The 15,238-nt window shown below is 71.5% G+C and carries 14 protein-coding genes and 1 tRNA gene; 12 read left to right on the forward strand and 3 right to left on the reverse strand.

Annotation, left to right across the window (positions count from 1 at the left end; all coding sequences use genetic code 11):
* Nucleotides 1–57: 57 nt before the first annotated feature.
* The 7 genes from BLW82_RS26500 to BLW82_RS26530 all read left to right on the forward strand — a co-directional run bounded on the left by BLW82_RS26500 (nucleotide 58) and on the right by BLW82_RS26530 (nucleotide 6,090).
* The gene (locus BLW82_RS26500; RefSeq protein WP_256215962.1) at nucleotides 58–780 is read left to right on the forward strand and encodes a class I SAM-dependent methyltransferase; all 723 of its coding nucleotides are present in this window, start codon (nucleotides 58–60) and stop codon (nucleotides 778–780) included.
* Complete coding sequence (locus BLW82_RS26505; protein WP_177233076.1) at nucleotides 777–1,406, forward strand: DNA cytosine methyltransferase; 630 nt, start codon at nucleotides 777–779, stop codon at nucleotides 1,404–1,406. Before BLW82_RS26500 ends, BLW82_RS26505 begins: the two co-directional genes overlap by 4 nt.
* Nucleotides 1,403–2,281 (forward strand): bifunctional DNA primase/polymerase, encoded by an 879-nt coding sequence (locus BLW82_RS26510; protein ID WP_093502408.1) that lies wholly within the window; start codon nucleotides 1,403–1,405, stop codon nucleotides 2,279–2,281. Before BLW82_RS26505 ends, BLW82_RS26510 begins: the two co-directional genes overlap by 4 nt.
* Complete coding sequence (locus BLW82_RS26515; protein ID WP_256215964.1) at nucleotides 2,278–2,601, forward strand: hypothetical protein; 324 nt, start codon at nucleotides 2,278–2,280, stop codon at nucleotides 2,599–2,601. The genes BLW82_RS26510 and BLW82_RS26515 overlap by 4 nt, the downstream gene beginning before the upstream one ends.
* Nucleotides 2,598–4,160 (forward strand): YfjI family protein, encoded by a 1,563-nt coding sequence (locus tag BLW82_RS26520; RefSeq protein ID WP_371131410.1) that lies wholly within the window; start codon nucleotides 2,598–2,600, stop codon nucleotides 4,158–4,160. The genes BLW82_RS26515 and BLW82_RS26520 overlap by 4 nt, the downstream gene beginning before the upstream one ends.
* 340 nt (nucleotides 4,161–4,500) lie before the next feature.
* On the forward strand, nucleotides 4,501–4,722 hold the full coding sequence (locus BLW82_RS26525; RefSeq protein WP_093502412.1) for a MerR family transcriptional regulator: 222 nt from the start codon (nucleotides 4,501–4,503) through the stop codon (nucleotides 4,720–4,722).
* Between the two features lie 84 nt (nucleotides 4,723–4,806).
* Nucleotides 4,807–6,090, forward strand: a complete 1,284-nt coding sequence (locus BLW82_RS26530) for a tyrosine-type recombinase/integrase (protein WP_093502414.1) — start codon at nucleotides 4,807–4,809, stop codon at nucleotides 6,088–6,090.
* 82 nt (nucleotides 6,091–6,172) lie between these two features.
* Here BLW82_RS26530 and BLW82_RS26535 read toward each other — a convergent pair.
* Nucleotides 6,173–6,244, reverse strand: a tRNA-Cys gene (locus BLW82_RS26535).
* A 180-nt stretch (nucleotides 6,245–6,424) separates the two neighbouring features.
* On the opposite strand from BLW82_RS26535, the gene BLW82_RS26540 reads away from it, so the two are divergent.
* From BLW82_RS26540 to BLW82_RS26555, 4 genes are all read left to right on the forward strand, one after another.
* Entirely contained in the window at nucleotides 6,425–7,858 is a 1,434-nt protein-coding gene (locus tag BLW82_RS26540) for an MFS transporter (protein ID WP_093502416.1), read from the forward strand.
* 117 nt (nucleotides 7,859–7,975) lie between these two features.
* Nucleotides 7,976–9,781, forward strand: coding sequence for a DEAD/DEAH box helicase (locus tag BLW82_RS26545; RefSeq protein ID WP_093502418.1), 1,806 nt, complete (start codon nucleotides 7,976–7,978; stop codon nucleotides 9,779–9,781).
* 366 nt (nucleotides 9,782–10,147) lie between these two features.
* Nucleotides 10,148–10,789, forward strand: a complete 642-nt coding sequence (locus BLW82_RS26550) for an IclR family transcriptional regulator (protein WP_093502420.1) — start codon at nucleotides 10,148–10,150, stop codon at nucleotides 10,787–10,789.
* Between the two features lie 91 nt (nucleotides 10,790–10,880).
* On the forward strand, nucleotides 10,881–11,669 hold the full coding sequence (locus BLW82_RS26555; protein ID WP_093502421.1) for a S16 family serine protease: 789 nt from the start codon (nucleotides 10,881–10,883) through the stop codon (nucleotides 11,667–11,669).
* Between the two features lie 3 nt (nucleotides 11,670–11,672).
* On the opposite strand, the gene BLW82_RS26560 is transcribed toward BLW82_RS26555, so the two are convergent.
* A complete protein-coding gene (locus BLW82_RS26560) occupies nucleotides 11,673–12,149 on the reverse strand; it encodes an Lrp/AsnC family transcriptional regulator (protein ID WP_093502423.1) in 477 nt (158 codons plus the stop codon).
* A gap of 123 nt (nucleotides 12,150–12,272) precedes the next feature.
* On the opposite strand from BLW82_RS26560, the gene hppD reads away from it, so the two are divergent.
* Nucleotides 12,273–13,421 (forward strand): 4-hydroxyphenylpyruvate dioxygenase, encoded by a 1,149-nt coding sequence (gene hppD / locus BLW82_RS26565; RefSeq protein WP_093502425.1) that lies wholly within the window; start codon nucleotides 12,273–12,275, stop codon nucleotides 13,419–13,421.
* Nucleotides 13,422–13,653: 232 nt separating this feature from the next.
* Here hppD and BLW82_RS26570 read toward each other — a convergent pair whose 3' ends face one another.
* Nucleotides 13,654–15,147, reverse strand: coding sequence for a tetratricopeptide repeat protein (locus tag BLW82_RS26570; protein ID WP_093508282.1), 1,494 nt, complete (start codon nucleotides 15,145–15,147; stop codon nucleotides 13,654–13,656).
* Between the last annotated feature and the right edge of the window lie 91 nt (nucleotides 15,148–15,238).

Genomic DNA, 15,238 nt, shown 5'->3' on the forward strand with positions numbered 1-15,238 from the left:
GACAGCCCGCCGCCCACGGTCTCCGATCCCGACGTAGCAGAACAGGAGACCTACAGCATGACCCAACCGCGTGCTTTCAGCGAGGGCCCCTCGGCTCTCGCCACCCGATCGGGGCGAATTCTGCCCAGGCCGCGTTTGCTGGATCTGTTCTCGTGCCAAGGCGGTGCCGCGAAGGGGTACGCGGATGCCGGGTTCGACGTGACTGGCGTCGACATCGCCCCGCAGCCCCGCTATCCGTTCCGTTTCGTACGGGAGGACGCGATTGCGTTCGTCCTGGAACACGGCGCAGAGTTCGACTTCATCCACGCCTCGCCGCCGTGCCAGCACGACAGCGAGTGCCAGCGCATTCAGGGCAACGCGCACCCTGATCTGATCGGCCCCACTCGTGCCGCGCTGGAGTTGACCGGCCGCCCGTGGGTCATCGAGAACGTACGGGGGGCCGTGCCAAAGCTGCGCCGTCCGGTGATGCTGTGCGGGCAGATGTTCGGCCTGGCTAACTACCGGCACCGGTACTTCGAGACTGGCGGCGGCTTCACTCTCACCCAGCCGCAGCATCCCGCGCACCTGGTGCCGCAGGCCAAGATGGGCCGCCCCGTCCCGCCCGGCCACTACGGCCAGTTCGTCGGCAACTTCTCCGGCGTCGCCCTCGCCCGGAAGGTGCTGGGGGTTCCGTGGATGAACCGCGACGGCATCCGTGAGTGCGTCCCGCCTGCCTACACCGAGTTCATCGGCTGGGCCGTCTTCGCCGACCAGGTCCCCGCGCTGGGGGTGGCTGCGTGAACGCGCGTGTGCTGCCGCTGCGGCGGCCGAACGGGCTGCGGGTGCTGGATCTGTGCTGCGGCGCGGGGGGCCTGTCCATGGGCTACTACCTCGCCGGGTTCGACGTCGTGGGCGTCGACAACCGCCCGCAGCCGAACTACCCCTTCACCTTCCACCAGGCCGACGCGCTCACGTTCCCGTTGGACGGGTTCGACCTGCTCCACGCGTCGTGGCCGTGCCAGCACTTCGCCAAGGTCACCGCGTGGCGCGGAAGCCGGGCGGACCACCCCAACCTCCTCACTCCCGGCCGTGCGCGGCTGGAAGCCTCCGGGCTGCCGTGGGTTATCGAGAACGTCCCCGAAGCGCCCTTGAGGCCGGACTACCTGCTGTGCGGCACACAGTTCGGCCTCAGCGTCCGCCGTCACCGCGCGTTCGAGACATCGTGGGGCGGCGGCGGGGACCTGGTCCCGCCGTGCTGGCACCACAAGGGCCTCTTGGCGTTCGAGCACAAGGGCGAGCGTGCCTATGCCGACGCGATGGGTTGCACCTGGATGTCCAACATCGAGGCCCGGCAGGCCGTACCGCCCGCCTACACAGAGTGGATCGCTACCCAGTACCTCGCCCTGCAAGGGAGGGCTGCCGCATGACCACCACGCCTACTCCTCTGGACGCCGCGCTCGCCCTCGCGGCGGCCGGCGTCCCGGTCCTGCCCCTGCGGGCGGGGAAGGTCCCGTTCGGCAACTGCCGTTCCTGCAAGGACGGCACCTGCGGCGGACGGCCCAACATGAAGAATGCGGGCCCTTGCCGGTGCCCCGCGCCGTGCCACGCGTGGGCCGCCGCGACCACTGACCCGCACGTCCTCACCTCGCCCTTGTGGGTGCCGGTGTGGCGTGAGGCGGTGGCGGTCGCCTATCACCCCGGCGGAGCCAGGCTGACGGTCGTCGACCTGGACAACGCGGCGGCCGTCGACTGGGCCCGCGCGACCCTGCCCGCGACCCGGGTCGTGCCGACCACGCGCGGCGAGCACTGGCTCTACCAGGGCGCCATGCCGTCCGCGAATGCCGTCCGGCCGGGCGTAGACGTCAAATCGCTGACGCAGTACGCCCGTTGGCTCGGACCCGGCACGGGCCGCATGGTGCCTCTCCCGGCCGCCGTGCGCGCCCTGGTCGTGAAGGAAGACACCACCACCGCCCGGGGCGGGGTGGCTTCTTCTCTCCCCGCCCGCGCCCCGTGGAACCGGTCGGTGGCCACCGGGTGCCGCCACACCGAGCGCTACGTCCGCACCGGCCTGGAACGCGGCCTCGCCCTCGTACGGGCCCGCACCGAAGCCGGCGCCGGATCACAGGCGTTCGGCGTCGCCCGGTTCCTCGCCGCACAGCACACCGCGTGCCCCGGACCGTGCGGACTCGCCGCGATCGGCGAGGAAATCGTGACGGCCGCCGTCTCCGTGGGCGTCCCGGAGGCATACGCCCGCCGCGCGGTCGCCAACGGCCTTGAGGCGGCCGTGGAGCGCGCGGCATGAACAAAGCATCCCGAACCCCCATGAACGGCCCTCAGGACGCCGTACAGCGCCCGCCACGGCCGACCGTGGGCGAACCGAAGGTCGCCGCCCGCAAGGGCGTCCTTTCAGCCGTTGGTTCTGACCCGCACACGGTCACCGTCACCGGCATCACGCCGGGGCTTCAGATCCAGTGCGAGGGCGTACCCGTCGCGGACTGGCTCTGTGCCTGCGGACACCACGAACGCGCCCGGGGCCGCGCGGCCGTCATCAGGCTCACCGCCCGCGTCCGCGTCGGCGTCTGCCCCCACACCACCACCGCCGAAGGGAGGGCCGCCTCATGACTCCACAGCCTGTGGACAGCCCCGACCTGTGGGCCGGACTGCCCACCCTGGAAGCACCGCCCGGCGAGGACGACACCGCACCGGACGTGTGGGAGGACCCCATTCCCCTCACCGGCCGCCGCGAGCGTCCGCCGTTCCCCGCCCACGTCCTCCCCACCTGGTTGGGGGAGTTCGTAACGGCCGTCGCTGAGGAGACGCAGACCCCCGTGGACCTCGCCGGATCGATCGCCCTCGCCGTGCTCGCCACGGCGGCCGGCGGCCGGTCCGTGGTCCACGTACGCGGCAACTGGCGTGAGCCCACCAACCTCTACACCGTGGTGGCGCTCCCGCCCGCCAACCGCAAGTCGGCCGTCTTCGCGCTGCTGACCAACCCCCTCTATGAGGCGGAGAAGCAGCTCAAGTCCGCGATGAAGCCCGTGATCGTGGAAGCGGAGCTGACGGCGCGGTTGGCCAAGGAAGCGGCGGACAAGGCCGCTGCCAAGGCCGCGTCCGCCGACGGCGACAAGCGCGATGAGATGGTGGCGACCGCCGTGGGCCTCGCGCAGACGGCCGACACGCTCACCGTCCCGGCCGAACCGGTGCTGTTGGCGGACGATTCGACACCCGAGACGGTCACCTCGCTCATGGCAGAGCAGGGCGGGCGGCTGTCGGTGATGAGCGCTGAGGGCGGCATCTTCGACATCATCGCCGGCCGCTACTCCGGCGCCCCCAACATGGAAGTCTTCCTGAAGGGGCATGCCGGGGACCGGCTGAGGGTCAACCGGCAGACCCGCCGCGAGTACATCGACGCCCCCGCGCTGACCATCGGCCTCGCCGTACAGCCGGACGTGCTGCGGGACATCGGGAAGGTGAAGGGGTTCGAGGGACGCGGACTGCTGGCCCGCTTCCTGTACTCCCTGCCGGTGTCCACGGTCGGTGACCGCGAGATCATCACCGACCCGGTACCGGAAGAGACGGCCGCCGCCTACACCGCCCGGGTCATCGACCTCGCCCTGTCCCTGGCGGAGTGGACAGACCCGGCCGTCATCCAGCTCACCCCGGAAGCGGACGCGGCCCTGATCGCCTATCAGAAGCGCATCGAACCGCAGCTCAAGGCACGGGGCGGCAAGCTGGGCCACATCTCCAATTGGGCCGGAAAGCTTGCCGGGGCGACCGCCCGCATGGCCGCGCTCCTGCACCTCGCCGACCACGGCGGCAACGGCTACGCCCACCCCGTCACCGTCGACACCATGCGCGCGGCGATCGAGCTGGGGGAGTACTACACCGCCCACGCCCTCGCCGTGTTCGACGTCATGGGCGCCGACCCGGTCCTGTCCCGCGCCCGCAGCGTGCTGGAAGCGCTGAGGGACAACGGATGGGAGGACGTCAGCCGGCGGGACGTGTTCACCGTCCTGTCCCGCAGCGAGGTCCCCACCGTCGCCGACCTCGAACCCGCCCTCGCGCTGCTGGAAGAGCACGGATACCTGCGGTCCTACCAACCCGAGCGCACCGGCAAGCGCGGACGCCCCCCGGCACCCCGCCTACAGGCCCACCCGTCCCTGCGCCACGGCGGCCGGTGACCCCGCCCGCGCACACAACCCCCCTCGCACAAACCGCAATATCCGCAGAAAAGCCCGGACACACGGCTGACCTGCGGCGGGACCCTCGCCCGCACCGGCGAGGGGGCCCGTCGCACAATCTCGCGTTATTCCGCAAAAAACCGAGCACCACCCCCACCCCGGAGGCCGCCCGTCGGTCGCCCCTGATTTTTGCGGAATATCGCGGGTTTCTGCGGAGCACCACCCACCACCACCCGCACACCACAACGCCGCAGGTCAACGACCCTCCCCCGGGTTTCTGCGGATATTGCGGTTTGTGCGGCGGCACTTGCCCCTGAACTCAGCCTCACAGGAGTGAGCCGTGGACGAACCCACCACCCTCCCCCTCGCCGAAGACCCGACCCTGGTTCTCCTCAAGGTCGAAGAGGCCGCCCGGCGCCTCCGCATCGGCCGGACCAAATGCTTCGCCCTCATCCGCACCGGCGCGCTGGAGTCCGTCATGGTCGACGGACTCCGCAGGGTCCCGGCCGACGCCCCGGCCGCGTATGTGACCCGCCTCCGCACCGCCCAACGCGCCGCTTGACGACGTCCGGGGCGGCGGCACTCCCGGACAGGACAGCCCGCCGCCCCGGTCCCTATCCCGACACCAAGAAACAGGAGTCTGCCTGTGGCAGAGGACAAGAAGAAGCGCACCCGACAGCCGAACGGCCGAAGCTCGATCTACTTCGGCAAAGACGGCAAGTGGCACGGCCGCGTCACCGTCGGCATCCGCGACGACGGCACCCCGGACCGCCGCCATGTCGAGCGGAAGACTCGCGCCGAAGTGACGCTAGCCGTACGCGAGTTGGAGAAGGAACGTGACGCCAAGACCGTGCGGAAGCCTGGCAAGGCGTGGACGGTCAAGGCGTGGCTTACTCACTGGATTGAGAACGTCGCGCCCCTCGCCGTGAACGACAACACGATGGTCGGGTACGGCGTGGCCGTCCGGAAGCACCTCATCCCCGGGTTGGGGGCTCACCGTCTCGACAGGCTGAAGCCCGAGCACATCGAGGCGTTCTACGCGAAGATGCAGGCCAACGGCAGCAAGCCCGCGACCGCGCACCAGGCGCACCGCACTCTGCGCACCGCCCTCAATGAGGCGGTACGGCGCGGTCATCTCGGCAAGAACCCCGTTCAGTTGGCCAAGGCGCCAAAGACGGGGGAGTACGAAGTGGAGCCCTATAGCGTCCAAGAGGTACAGCGGTTGCTCAAGGCCGCTGACCGGCACCGGAACTCCGCACGCTGGGCCGTCGCCCTCGCCCTCGGGCTCCGCCAAGGGGAAGTGCTTGGCCTGGTGTGGGAGGACGTGGACCTTGACCGTGGGTTCCTTGTGGTCCGGCGTAGCCGCCACCGGCCGCAGTACGCCCATGGGTGTGTGGAGCCGTGCGGACGCAAGGCCGCCGGGTACTGCCCGCAGAAGCGGCGCACCAACCCGGAGTTGTCGACGACCAAGTCGCGGGCAGGCCGCCGCGCGGTCGGTCTCCCCGAACAGCTAGTTGACCTACTCCGTGATCACCTCAAGGCGCAGGAAGAGGAGCGAGCGGCGGCCGGGAAGCGCTGGGAAGAGAACAGGCTGGTCTTCCCGGACGAACACGGCCGTAGTCCGTCCCACCGTCGGGACTGGGCAGAGTGGAAGGCTCTTCTCACAGAGGCGAAGGTGCGGGACGGGCGTCTGCACGACGCGCGTCACACGGCCGCCACGGTTCTGCTCATCCTCGGTGTTCCCGAGCGTGCCGTCATGGGCCTCATGGGGTGGTCGACCACGGCTATGGCCGCTCGCTATCAGCACATGGTCGACGCCGTGCGGACGGACATCGCGAGGCAGGTGGACGGCTTGATCTGGAAGCCCGAGACGGACCGGCCGGACGATGACGACGACGGTGCGGCCGGCGCCCTCGTACCGGCCAACTGAGACGGGAACTGAGACGGGCGACTAAAAGGGCGGCACCCCTCCGGAGGTGCCGCCCTTTCCTTTTGCCTGGTCAGGCAGTCAGAGGCCGTGGCGGGAATCGAACCCACGTAACTCGCTTTGCAGGCGAGTCCCTGAACCACTCGGGCACACGGCCGTGTGCGTGAGTTGAAGGTATGGGGGTGCGGGGGACGGGCTCAAGGGGATCCGTGGGGCTGCAACGGGACTGCCATACGGCGTTCATGAACCGGGGGCCCGGGGTGTACGACCAAGGTCGGAGGCGGGGTGGGGCTTGCGACAGGGGTCAGAGTGGGGATTGGGCCTTACCGTGGTGAGCATGACCGCCCTTGAGCCGAGCGACGCCGTTGTCGCGGACGAGACCCCCGACAGAGCCGGCGCGGGGGGTGTGCTGGGGCGGTCGTACCGGGCGCTGAGCGTCGGGATCGTCTCCGTCGTGCTGCTGATCGCCTTCGAGGCGACCGCGGTGGGTACGGCGATGCCGGTCGCGGCCCGGGAGCTGGACGGGGTGTCGCGGTACGCGTTCGCCTTCTCCGGGTACTTCACGACCAGCCTGTTCGGGATGGTGCTGGCCGGGCAGTGGTCGGACCGGAAGGGGCCGCTCGGGGCGCTGACGGCGGGGATCGGAGGCTTCGCCGCCGGGCTGGTGGTGGCCGGGACCGCGCAGAGCATGTGGGTGTTCATCACCGGGCGGGCCGTGCAGGGGTTCGGCGGCGGGCTGGTCATCGTCGCGCTGTACGTCGTGGTGGGGCGGGCCTACCCGGAGCGGTTGCGGCCCGCGATCATGGCCGCGTTCGCCGCGGGCTGGGTGGTGCCGTCCATCGTCGGGCCGCTGGCCGCGGGCGCGGTGACCGAGCAGCTCGGGTGGCGGTGGGTGTTCCTGGGGATTCCGGTGCTCGTGGTCTTCCCGGTGGCGCTGGCCCTGCCGCAGATACGGCGCCGGGCGGGCGGGCCGGTGGCGGCGGAAGGGGTGCGGCGGGCGTTCGACCGGCGGCGGATCCGGCTCGCCTTCGGCATCTCGCTCGGTGCGGGGCTGCTGCAGTACGCGGCGCAGGACCTGCGATGGGTGTCGGTGGTACCCGGACTGCTCGGTGGTGCGCTGTTGGTGCCCGCCGTGCTCGCGCTGCTGCCCCGCGGCACGTACCGGGCGGTGCGGGGCCTGCCCTCCGTCGTCCTGCTGCGCGGGGTCGCGGCCGGCGCGTTCGTCTCCGCCGAGTCCTTCGTGCCGTTGATGCTCGTCACCCAGCGGGGCCTGTCGCCCACCCTCGCCGGGTTCTCGCTGGCGGCCGGCGGGGTGACCTGGGCGGCGGGCTCGTGGGTGCAGGCGCGGCCGCGGATGGAGCCGTACCGGGAGCGGCTGATGACGCTCGGGATGGTGCTGGTGGCGGCGGCGGTCGCCGCGGCGCCCGCGGTGCTCGTGCCCGGCGTGCCGGTGTGGACCGTGGCCGTCGCCTGGGCCTTCGGCTGCTTCGGGATGGGCCTGGTGATCGCCTCGGCCAGCGTGCTGATGCTCCGGCTCTCGGCCCCGGCCGAGGCCGGCGCCAACTCCGCCGCCCTGCAGATCTCCGACGCCCTCTCCAATGTCGTGCTGCTCGCGGTGGCCGGTGCGGCCTTCGCCGCGCTCGGCGGCGGCAGCATGACGGGGGCGGCGGGCTCCGGTTCCCATCCGGCGGCCTTCGCCGCGGTGTTCCTGCCGATGGCGGCGGTGGCCCTCGCCGGGGCCTGGGTGACGACCCGGCTTCGTGATCTGTGACGTGGGTCCCACCCGAGGGGGAGGCGGCCTTGTCCGCGCGTTGACAGCCGTGGGGCGCCGGTAGGGTGGCCCGGTTGTCATACGCAGCAGCCGCCCGACCCCCTTACTACGGAGACCGTGACTACCACCGCCGCTTTCCCGTCCTCCTCCAACTCCCATCACCTTTCGCCGGCCTTCCCGGGCCGGGCGCCCTGGGGTACCGCCAGCAAGCTGCGCGCCTGGCAGCAGGGGGCGATGGAGAAGTACGTCCAGGAGCAGCCGCGCGACTTCCTGGCCGTGGCCACGCCGGGCGCCGGGAAGACGACGTTCGCGCTGACGCTCGCCTGGTGGCTGCTGCACCACCACGTCGTGCAGCAGGTCACCGTCGTCGCCCCCACCGAGCACCTGAAGAAGCAGTGGGCTGAGGCCGCGGCGAGGATAGGGATCAAGCTCGACCCCGAGTACAGCGCCGGACCGCTCAGCCGGGAGTACGACGGGGTCGCCGTGACGTACGCCGGCGTCGGGGTGCGGCCGATGCTGCACCGCAACCGGTCCGAGCAGCGCAAGACCCTGGTGATCCTCGACGAGATCCACCACGCCGGTGACTCCAAGTCCTGGGGCGAGGCCTGCCTGGAGGCGTTCGAGCCCGCGACCCGGCGACTGGCCCTGACCGGTACGCCGTTCCGGTCGGACACCAACCCCATCCCCTTCGTGACGTACGAGGAGGGGCAGGACGGGATCCGGCGGTCCGCGGCCGACTACACCTACGGGTACGGCGACGCGCTCGCCGACCACGTGGTCCGCCCCGTCATCTTCCTCTCCTACAGCGGCAACATGCGCTGGCGGACGAAGGCCGGTGACGAGATCGCCGCCCGGCTCGGCGAGCCGATGACCAAGGACGCGGTCAGCCAGGCCTGGCGTACGGCGCTGGATCCGCGCGGCGAGTGGATGCCGGCCGTGCTGCGCGCCGCCGACCAGCGGCTGACGGAGGTGCGGAAGGGGATCCCGGACGCCGGGGCGCTCGTCATCGCCTCGGACCAGGACTCGGCCCGTGCCTACGCCAAGCTGATCCGTGAGATCACGGGGACGAAGGCGACCCTGGTCCTCTCCGACGACACGGGCGCGTCCAAGCGGATCGACGACTTCAGCGCGAGTGACGACCGGTGGATGGTCGCGGTGCGGATGGTGTCCGAGGGCGTCGACGTGCCCCGGCTGGCGGTGGGGGTCTACGCGACGACCATCTCCACTCCGCTCTTCTTCGCCCAGGCCGTCGGCCGTTTCGTGCGGTCCCGGCGGCGCGGCGAGACCGCGTCCGTCTTCCTGCCGACCGTCCCCGATCTCCTCACCTTCGCCAACGAGATGGAGGTCGAGCGCGACCACGCCCTCGACAAGCCGAAGAAGGACGGCGAGGAGGACCCGTACGCCGAGTCCGAGAAGGAGATGGAGGAGGCGAACAAGGAGCAGGACGAGGACACCGGCGAGCAGGAGCAGTTCGCCTTCGAGGCGCTGGAGTCCGAGGCCGTCTTCGACCGGGTGCTGTACGACGGCGCCGAGTTCGGCATGCAGGCCCACCCGGGGAGCGAGGAGGAGCAGGACTACCTCGGCATCCCGGGGCTCCTCGAACCCGACCAGGTGCAGCTGCTGTTGCAGAAGCGGCAGGCCCGGCAGATCGCGCACAGCCGCAAGAAGCCGGACGAGGAGGCCGACCTGCTGGAACTGCCCGCGGAGCGGCGGCCGGTCGTCTCCCACAAGGAGATGATGGAGCTGCGCAAGCAGCTGAACACGATGGTCAGCGCGTATGTGCATCAGAGCGGGAAGCCGCACGGGGTGATCCACACCGAGCTGCGCAGGGTGTGCGGGGGGCCGCCGAGTGCGGAGGCGACGGCGGGGCAGTTGCGGCAGCGGATCGCGAAGGTGCAGGAGTGGGCCACGCGGATGCGGTAGTCGGTCGGCCGCGGGTGGACGGGGGCTTGGTCACGCAGTTCCTCCCCCAGCCTTCGGCCGGGGGGACCCCCAGCGCCCCTGTGGGGCGCGATGGTGAACGCATACCGACACAAAGCGCAGTAGTCCGTACCGCTGCGTGACCGGATTCTGGACGGAGGCTTCCGCTCAGCGAACCCGCACCGCTACTGTCCCGCTACGCACACGCCCCGTGGCAGCGCCGCCGCGGAGCGCAGCCGTGAAGCGACTGGGCCCGGAGCCGCCGGGCCGCCATGCCGATCGGCGGCCTCTGAAGCGCGTCGCTGACGGGACTCGGTGACGCACCGCCGCGTCGGAGGTTGCCGACCTCACCACTAAGGAGTGGGCGTCGTGACCGCGGAGACCTCTCAGACGCTCGACCGGGGCCTCAGGGTCCTCAAACTGCTGGCCGACACGGACCACGGGCTGACCGTCACCGAGCTTTCCAACAAACTGGGCGTGAACCGGACCGTGGTGTACCGGTTGCTCGCCACGCTTGAACAGCATGCGCTGGTACGGCGCGACCTGGGCGGGCGAGCCCGGGTCGGGCTGGGAGTGCTGCGTCTTGGCCGGCAGGTGCATCCGCTGGTACGGGAAGCGGCGCTGCCGGCGCTGCGATCGCTCGCCGAGGACATCGGGGCGACCGCCCACCTGACCCTGGTCGACGGGACCGAGGCGCTCGCCGTCGCGGTCGTCGAGCCGACCTGGACCGACTATCACGTGGCCTACCGGGCCGGGTTCCGGCACCCGCTGGACCGCGGCGCCGCCGGCAGGGCGATCCTGGCCGCCCGGCACTCGGCGCGGGACGACCCCGGGTACACGCTGACCCACGGCGAACTGGAGGCCGGGGCGAGCGGGGCCGCTGCGCCGCTGATCGGGGTCACCGGCGTCGAGGGCAGTGTGGGGGTCGTGATGCTGGCCGACGCCGTACCGGAACGGGTCGGCGCGCGGGTCATGGACGCGGCCCGGGAGGTCGCGGAGGCGCTGCGCTGAGGGACGGCAGCCGCGCGGACGGCGGCCGAGGCGGTGCCGTGGGCGGGGTCGGGGCGGTGGCCTGAACAGGTCGCCACGTTAGATTGACTCCGTGCTCTCACGTCTCACGCGTCTCCAGGCCGTCGCCGTCTGTGCGGTTCCCGTCGTGGCTCTGATCGGTACGGCCGTCTTCGCGCCGTTGCCGTTCTCGGTGGCCCAGCCCGGGATGACGGCGAACGTGCTCGGCGCCAACAAGGGCACCCCGGTGATCACCGTCTCCGGGGCGCCCACCCGCACCACCACCGGGCAGCTGCGGATGACGACGATCGAGGCGACCGGGCCGGACGCGCGGGTCTCGCTCGGCGACGTGCTCGGCAACTGGTTCCGGACGGACCGGGCCGTGATGCCGCGCGACTCGGTCTACCCGAGCGGCAACAACGTCCAGGAGATCGAGCAGCACAACACCGAGCAGATGCAGCAGTCGCAGGACGCGGCGACCCAGGCCGCGCTGAAGTACCTCGACCTGAGCGCGGGCAAGGTCAAGGTGACCCTGAAGCTGGCCGATGTGGGCGGGCCGAGCGCGGGGTTGCTGTTCTCGCTCGGGATCATCGACAAGCTGGACGGGAACGGCAGCGGGGGCGACCTCACCGGGGGGAAGAACATCGCCGGCACCGGGACCATCAGCGCGGACGGCGCGGTGGGGGCCGTGGGCGGGGTCGCGCTGAAGACGCAGGCCGCGCGGCGGGACGGGGCGACGGTGTTTCTCGTGCCCGAGGACGAGTGTGCCGATGCGAAGGCGGAGTTGCCGAAGGGGTTGCGGTTGGTGCCGGTGACGACGCTGAAGGGGGCCGTGTCCGATCTGGTGGCGCTGGAGAAGGGGGCGAAGGTCCCCGCCTGCTGAGCCTCACCCTTCGCTGTCCGCGGCGGCCTGTTCCACCAGCGGGATGATCCGCAGCGGTACGGGGTTCTCCATGACGATCGCCGTGGAGGCACGGACGATGCCCTCGAAACCGACGACCCGGTCGATCACCCGTTGGAGGTCGGCGTTGGAGCGGGCCACCAGGCGGCACTGCATGTCGCCGGTGCCGGTGGTGGTGTGGAGTTCCAGCACCTCCGGCACGGTCGCCAGGTGCGCTCGTACGTCCGGGCCCTGGCCCTGCCGGATCTGCAGGGTGGCGAACGCGGTGACCGGGTAGCCGAGGGCCGCGGGGTCCACCTGGGGGCCGAACCCCTGGATCACGCCGTTCGACTGGAGCCGGTCCAGGCGGGCCTGCACGGTCCCACGGGCCACACCCAGCCTCCGGGACATCTCCAGGACCCCGATGCGCGGCTCCCGGGCCAGCAGCACCAGGATCCGCCCGTCCAGATGATCGATCGCCATGGCCCGCCTCCGGATTGGTCACCCTGTACAGAAAGTCCGCCCGTACGGCCGTACTGCTGAGCATATTGCCCAGGAGAAAGGCCATCTGTTGCGCACCTTGCGGGGCGGGTTCACGCTTCGGCCATGACGCAGACCACACAGCACACTCCCGCCGCGGCCGCCCGGCGGAATGACCCCTTCCCGGTCAAGGGAATGGACGCCGTCGTCTTCGCCGTGGGCAACGCCAAGCAGGCCGCCCACTACTACTCCACCGCCTTCGGCATGCGGCTGGTCGCGTACTCCGGTCCGGAGACCGGCAGCCGCGAGACCGCCAGCTACGTGCTGGAGAACGGCTCGGCCCGGTTCGTCCTCACCTCCGTGATCAAGCCGGACACCGAGTGGGGCCACTTCCTCTCCCGGCACGTGGCCGAGCACGGCGACGGGGTCGTCGACCTCGCCATCGAGGTGCCGGACGCCCGCGCCGCGTACGCCTACGCGGTGGAGCACGGCGCGCGGTCGGTGGCCGAACCGTACGAACTCAAGGACGAGCACGGCACCGTCGTCCTCGCCGCGATCGCCACGTACGGCGAGACCCGCCACACCCTCGTCGAGCGCACCGGCTACGACGGCCCGTACCTGCCGGGCTTCACCGCCGCGTCCCCGATCGTCGAACCCCCCGCCCGCCGTACCTTCCAGGCCGTCGACCACTGCGTCGGCAACGTCGAACTCGGCCGCATGAACGAGTGGGTCGGCTTCTACAACAAGGTCATGGGCTTCACGAACATGAAGGAGTTCGTGGGCGACGACATCGCCACCGAGTACAGCGCGCTGATGTCGAAGGTGGTCGCCGACGGCACCCTCAAGGTCAAGTTCCCGATCAACGAACCGGCGATCGCGAAGAAGAAGTCGCAGATCGACGAGTACCTGGAGTTCTACGGCGGGGCGGGCGTCCAGCACATCGCGCTCAACACCAACGACATCGTCGAGACGGTACGGACCATGCGCGCGGCCGGCGTCGAGTTCCTGGACACCCCCGGCTCGTACTACGACACCCTCGGCGAGTGGGTCGGCGACACCCGCGTCCCGATCGACACCCTGCGCGAGCTGAAGATCCTCGCCGACCGTGACGAGGACGGCTACCTGCTGCAGATCTTCACCAAGCCGGTCCAGGACCGCCCGACCGTCTTCTTCGAGATCATCGAACGCCACGGCTCCATGGGCTTCGGCAAGGGCAACTTCAAGGCCCTCTTCGAAGCGATCGAACGCGAACAGGACCGCCGCGGCAACCTGTGACCCACCCCCTCACCCGGGTCGCGCCGCGATGGCCGGGCGCCGTCGCGGCGGAAAGAGGACGCGTGAGTTCCGAGGCGTGCCGGTTCCCCTCGTGCCGCCGCGACGGCGCTCGGGCCGGACGGCGCCTTTCGGCGGTGCCCGGTGACCGTCGTGGTGGGCGGGTGAGGCGGCGCCTTCCTTTCGGGCCGTGACGGTGGGTCCCGGCGGGGCCGCCCGCGCGGTTGCCTCCGGCCTACTGCGGTAGTTCCTCGTTCGGGGGCTGGTTGCCGAGGGCCGTGAGGGCGGTGCGGGCGGCCGGGCTCTGGAGGGGCGAGAAGTAGGGGTTGATGCGGAGGGCGTCCTGGAGGTGGCGGCGGGCGGGGGCCTCCAGGTCCAGGTCGCGTTCGATCATGCCCCGGTGGAAGGCGTACGGCGCGCTGCGCACCCCGCCGCCCTTGGTCGAGTCGGTCGCGATCGAGGCGTAGCGCAGCGCCTCCTTGTCGTCGCCGGCCCGGTGCAGGGCCCAGCCCAGCGCGTCCGCGACCTCGATGCCGGGCTGGCGCTCCCACTCCGCCGTCAGCCGCTCCAGCGCCTCCTGGACGTCCCCGTGGTCCGCCTCGTACTGACCGATCACCAGGTCGTCGTCGACCCCGGCCGCCAGCTCCCGCCGTACCTGGGTCCGCATCAGCTCGTACTGCGCCTCCGCCTGCTGCCCCATCCCCAGCGACTCGTACAACTCGCCGAACTCCAGGGCGACCTGCGGAGCCGGCCGGTGCGCGAGCGCCCCCTGGTAGGCGGTCACCGCCTCCTGCGTACGGCCCAGCGCGGCCAGCGCCCGTCCCTGCCCGGCCCGCGCCGCCGACTGGTCGGGGTCCAGGCGCACGGCCGCCGTGAAGTGCCGCAGCGCGTCCTCCCGGTCGCCCCGCTCCCAGGCCAGCTGCCCGGCCTGGCACAGGTACGCGGCCTGCTCGGCGGGCGTCCGGGCGGCCGCCGCCGCGTCGGTCACCTGGGCCACCGCGTCCTCCCGCCAGCCCCGGTCCCGGTACACCGCGGAGGCCCGCGCCATCACCGCCGGCCTCACGTCGGCCCGGACCTTCAGCGCCATCAGTTTGTCCAGCGCGGACCGGGCCGCCTTGTAGTCGCCGAGCCCGTTGTACGCGTCGATCAGCACCGGGTACGCCGGCCACCGTTTCGGCGCCGCCTTCAGCGCCTCCTCGCCGTACCGCCTGGCCTCCGCGAAGTCCCGGCGCGCCACGGCCAGCTCCGCCAGTCCGCCCAGCGCCGCCGTGTTGTTCTCGGCGGCCACCTTCAGGGAGGTCCCCAGCGCGCGCTCGGCCCGCGGGTAGTCGCGGGTGTCGGCGGTCCTGCGCGCCCGTTCGACGTACGCGGTCCCGAGCACCGCCCAGGCCGCCGCGTCCTTCGGCTGCGCCCGCACCCGCGCCTCGCGGGCGCCGATGAGCGTCGTGAGGTCCGGCAGCGCGGCGGGCAGGCCGTTCAGGACGGCTGTCTGCGCCGCCGTGGCCGCGGCCGCGCGGGCGGCGGCCTGGGCGCGCGGCCCGGCGGCCGGGGCCGACGCGGCGCGGTGCGGCTCGCGCGGCCACAACATCACCGTGCCGCCGGCCGCCACGCCGCCCACCAGCGCGACGACCAGCAGCCGGCGCAGCACCCGGCCGCGGCGGCGCGGTGGCGCCGGTTCCGGGAGCAGCGAGGTGGCCGGTGGGGACGGTCGGTTATCCAGCGCGCACATGACGGACACTGTGCGTCAGTACGACCACTGCATCCGGGCGGCCCAAGGAGGGCACCTGTGGGGTTCACACCGATGGCCCCGGGTGCGACGC

Origin of the sequence: Streptomyces sp. Ag109_O5-10, from assembly GCF_900105755.1 — a bacterium.
Classification (GTDB): Bacteria; Actinomycetota; Actinomycetes; order Streptomycetales; family Streptomycetaceae; genus Streptomyces.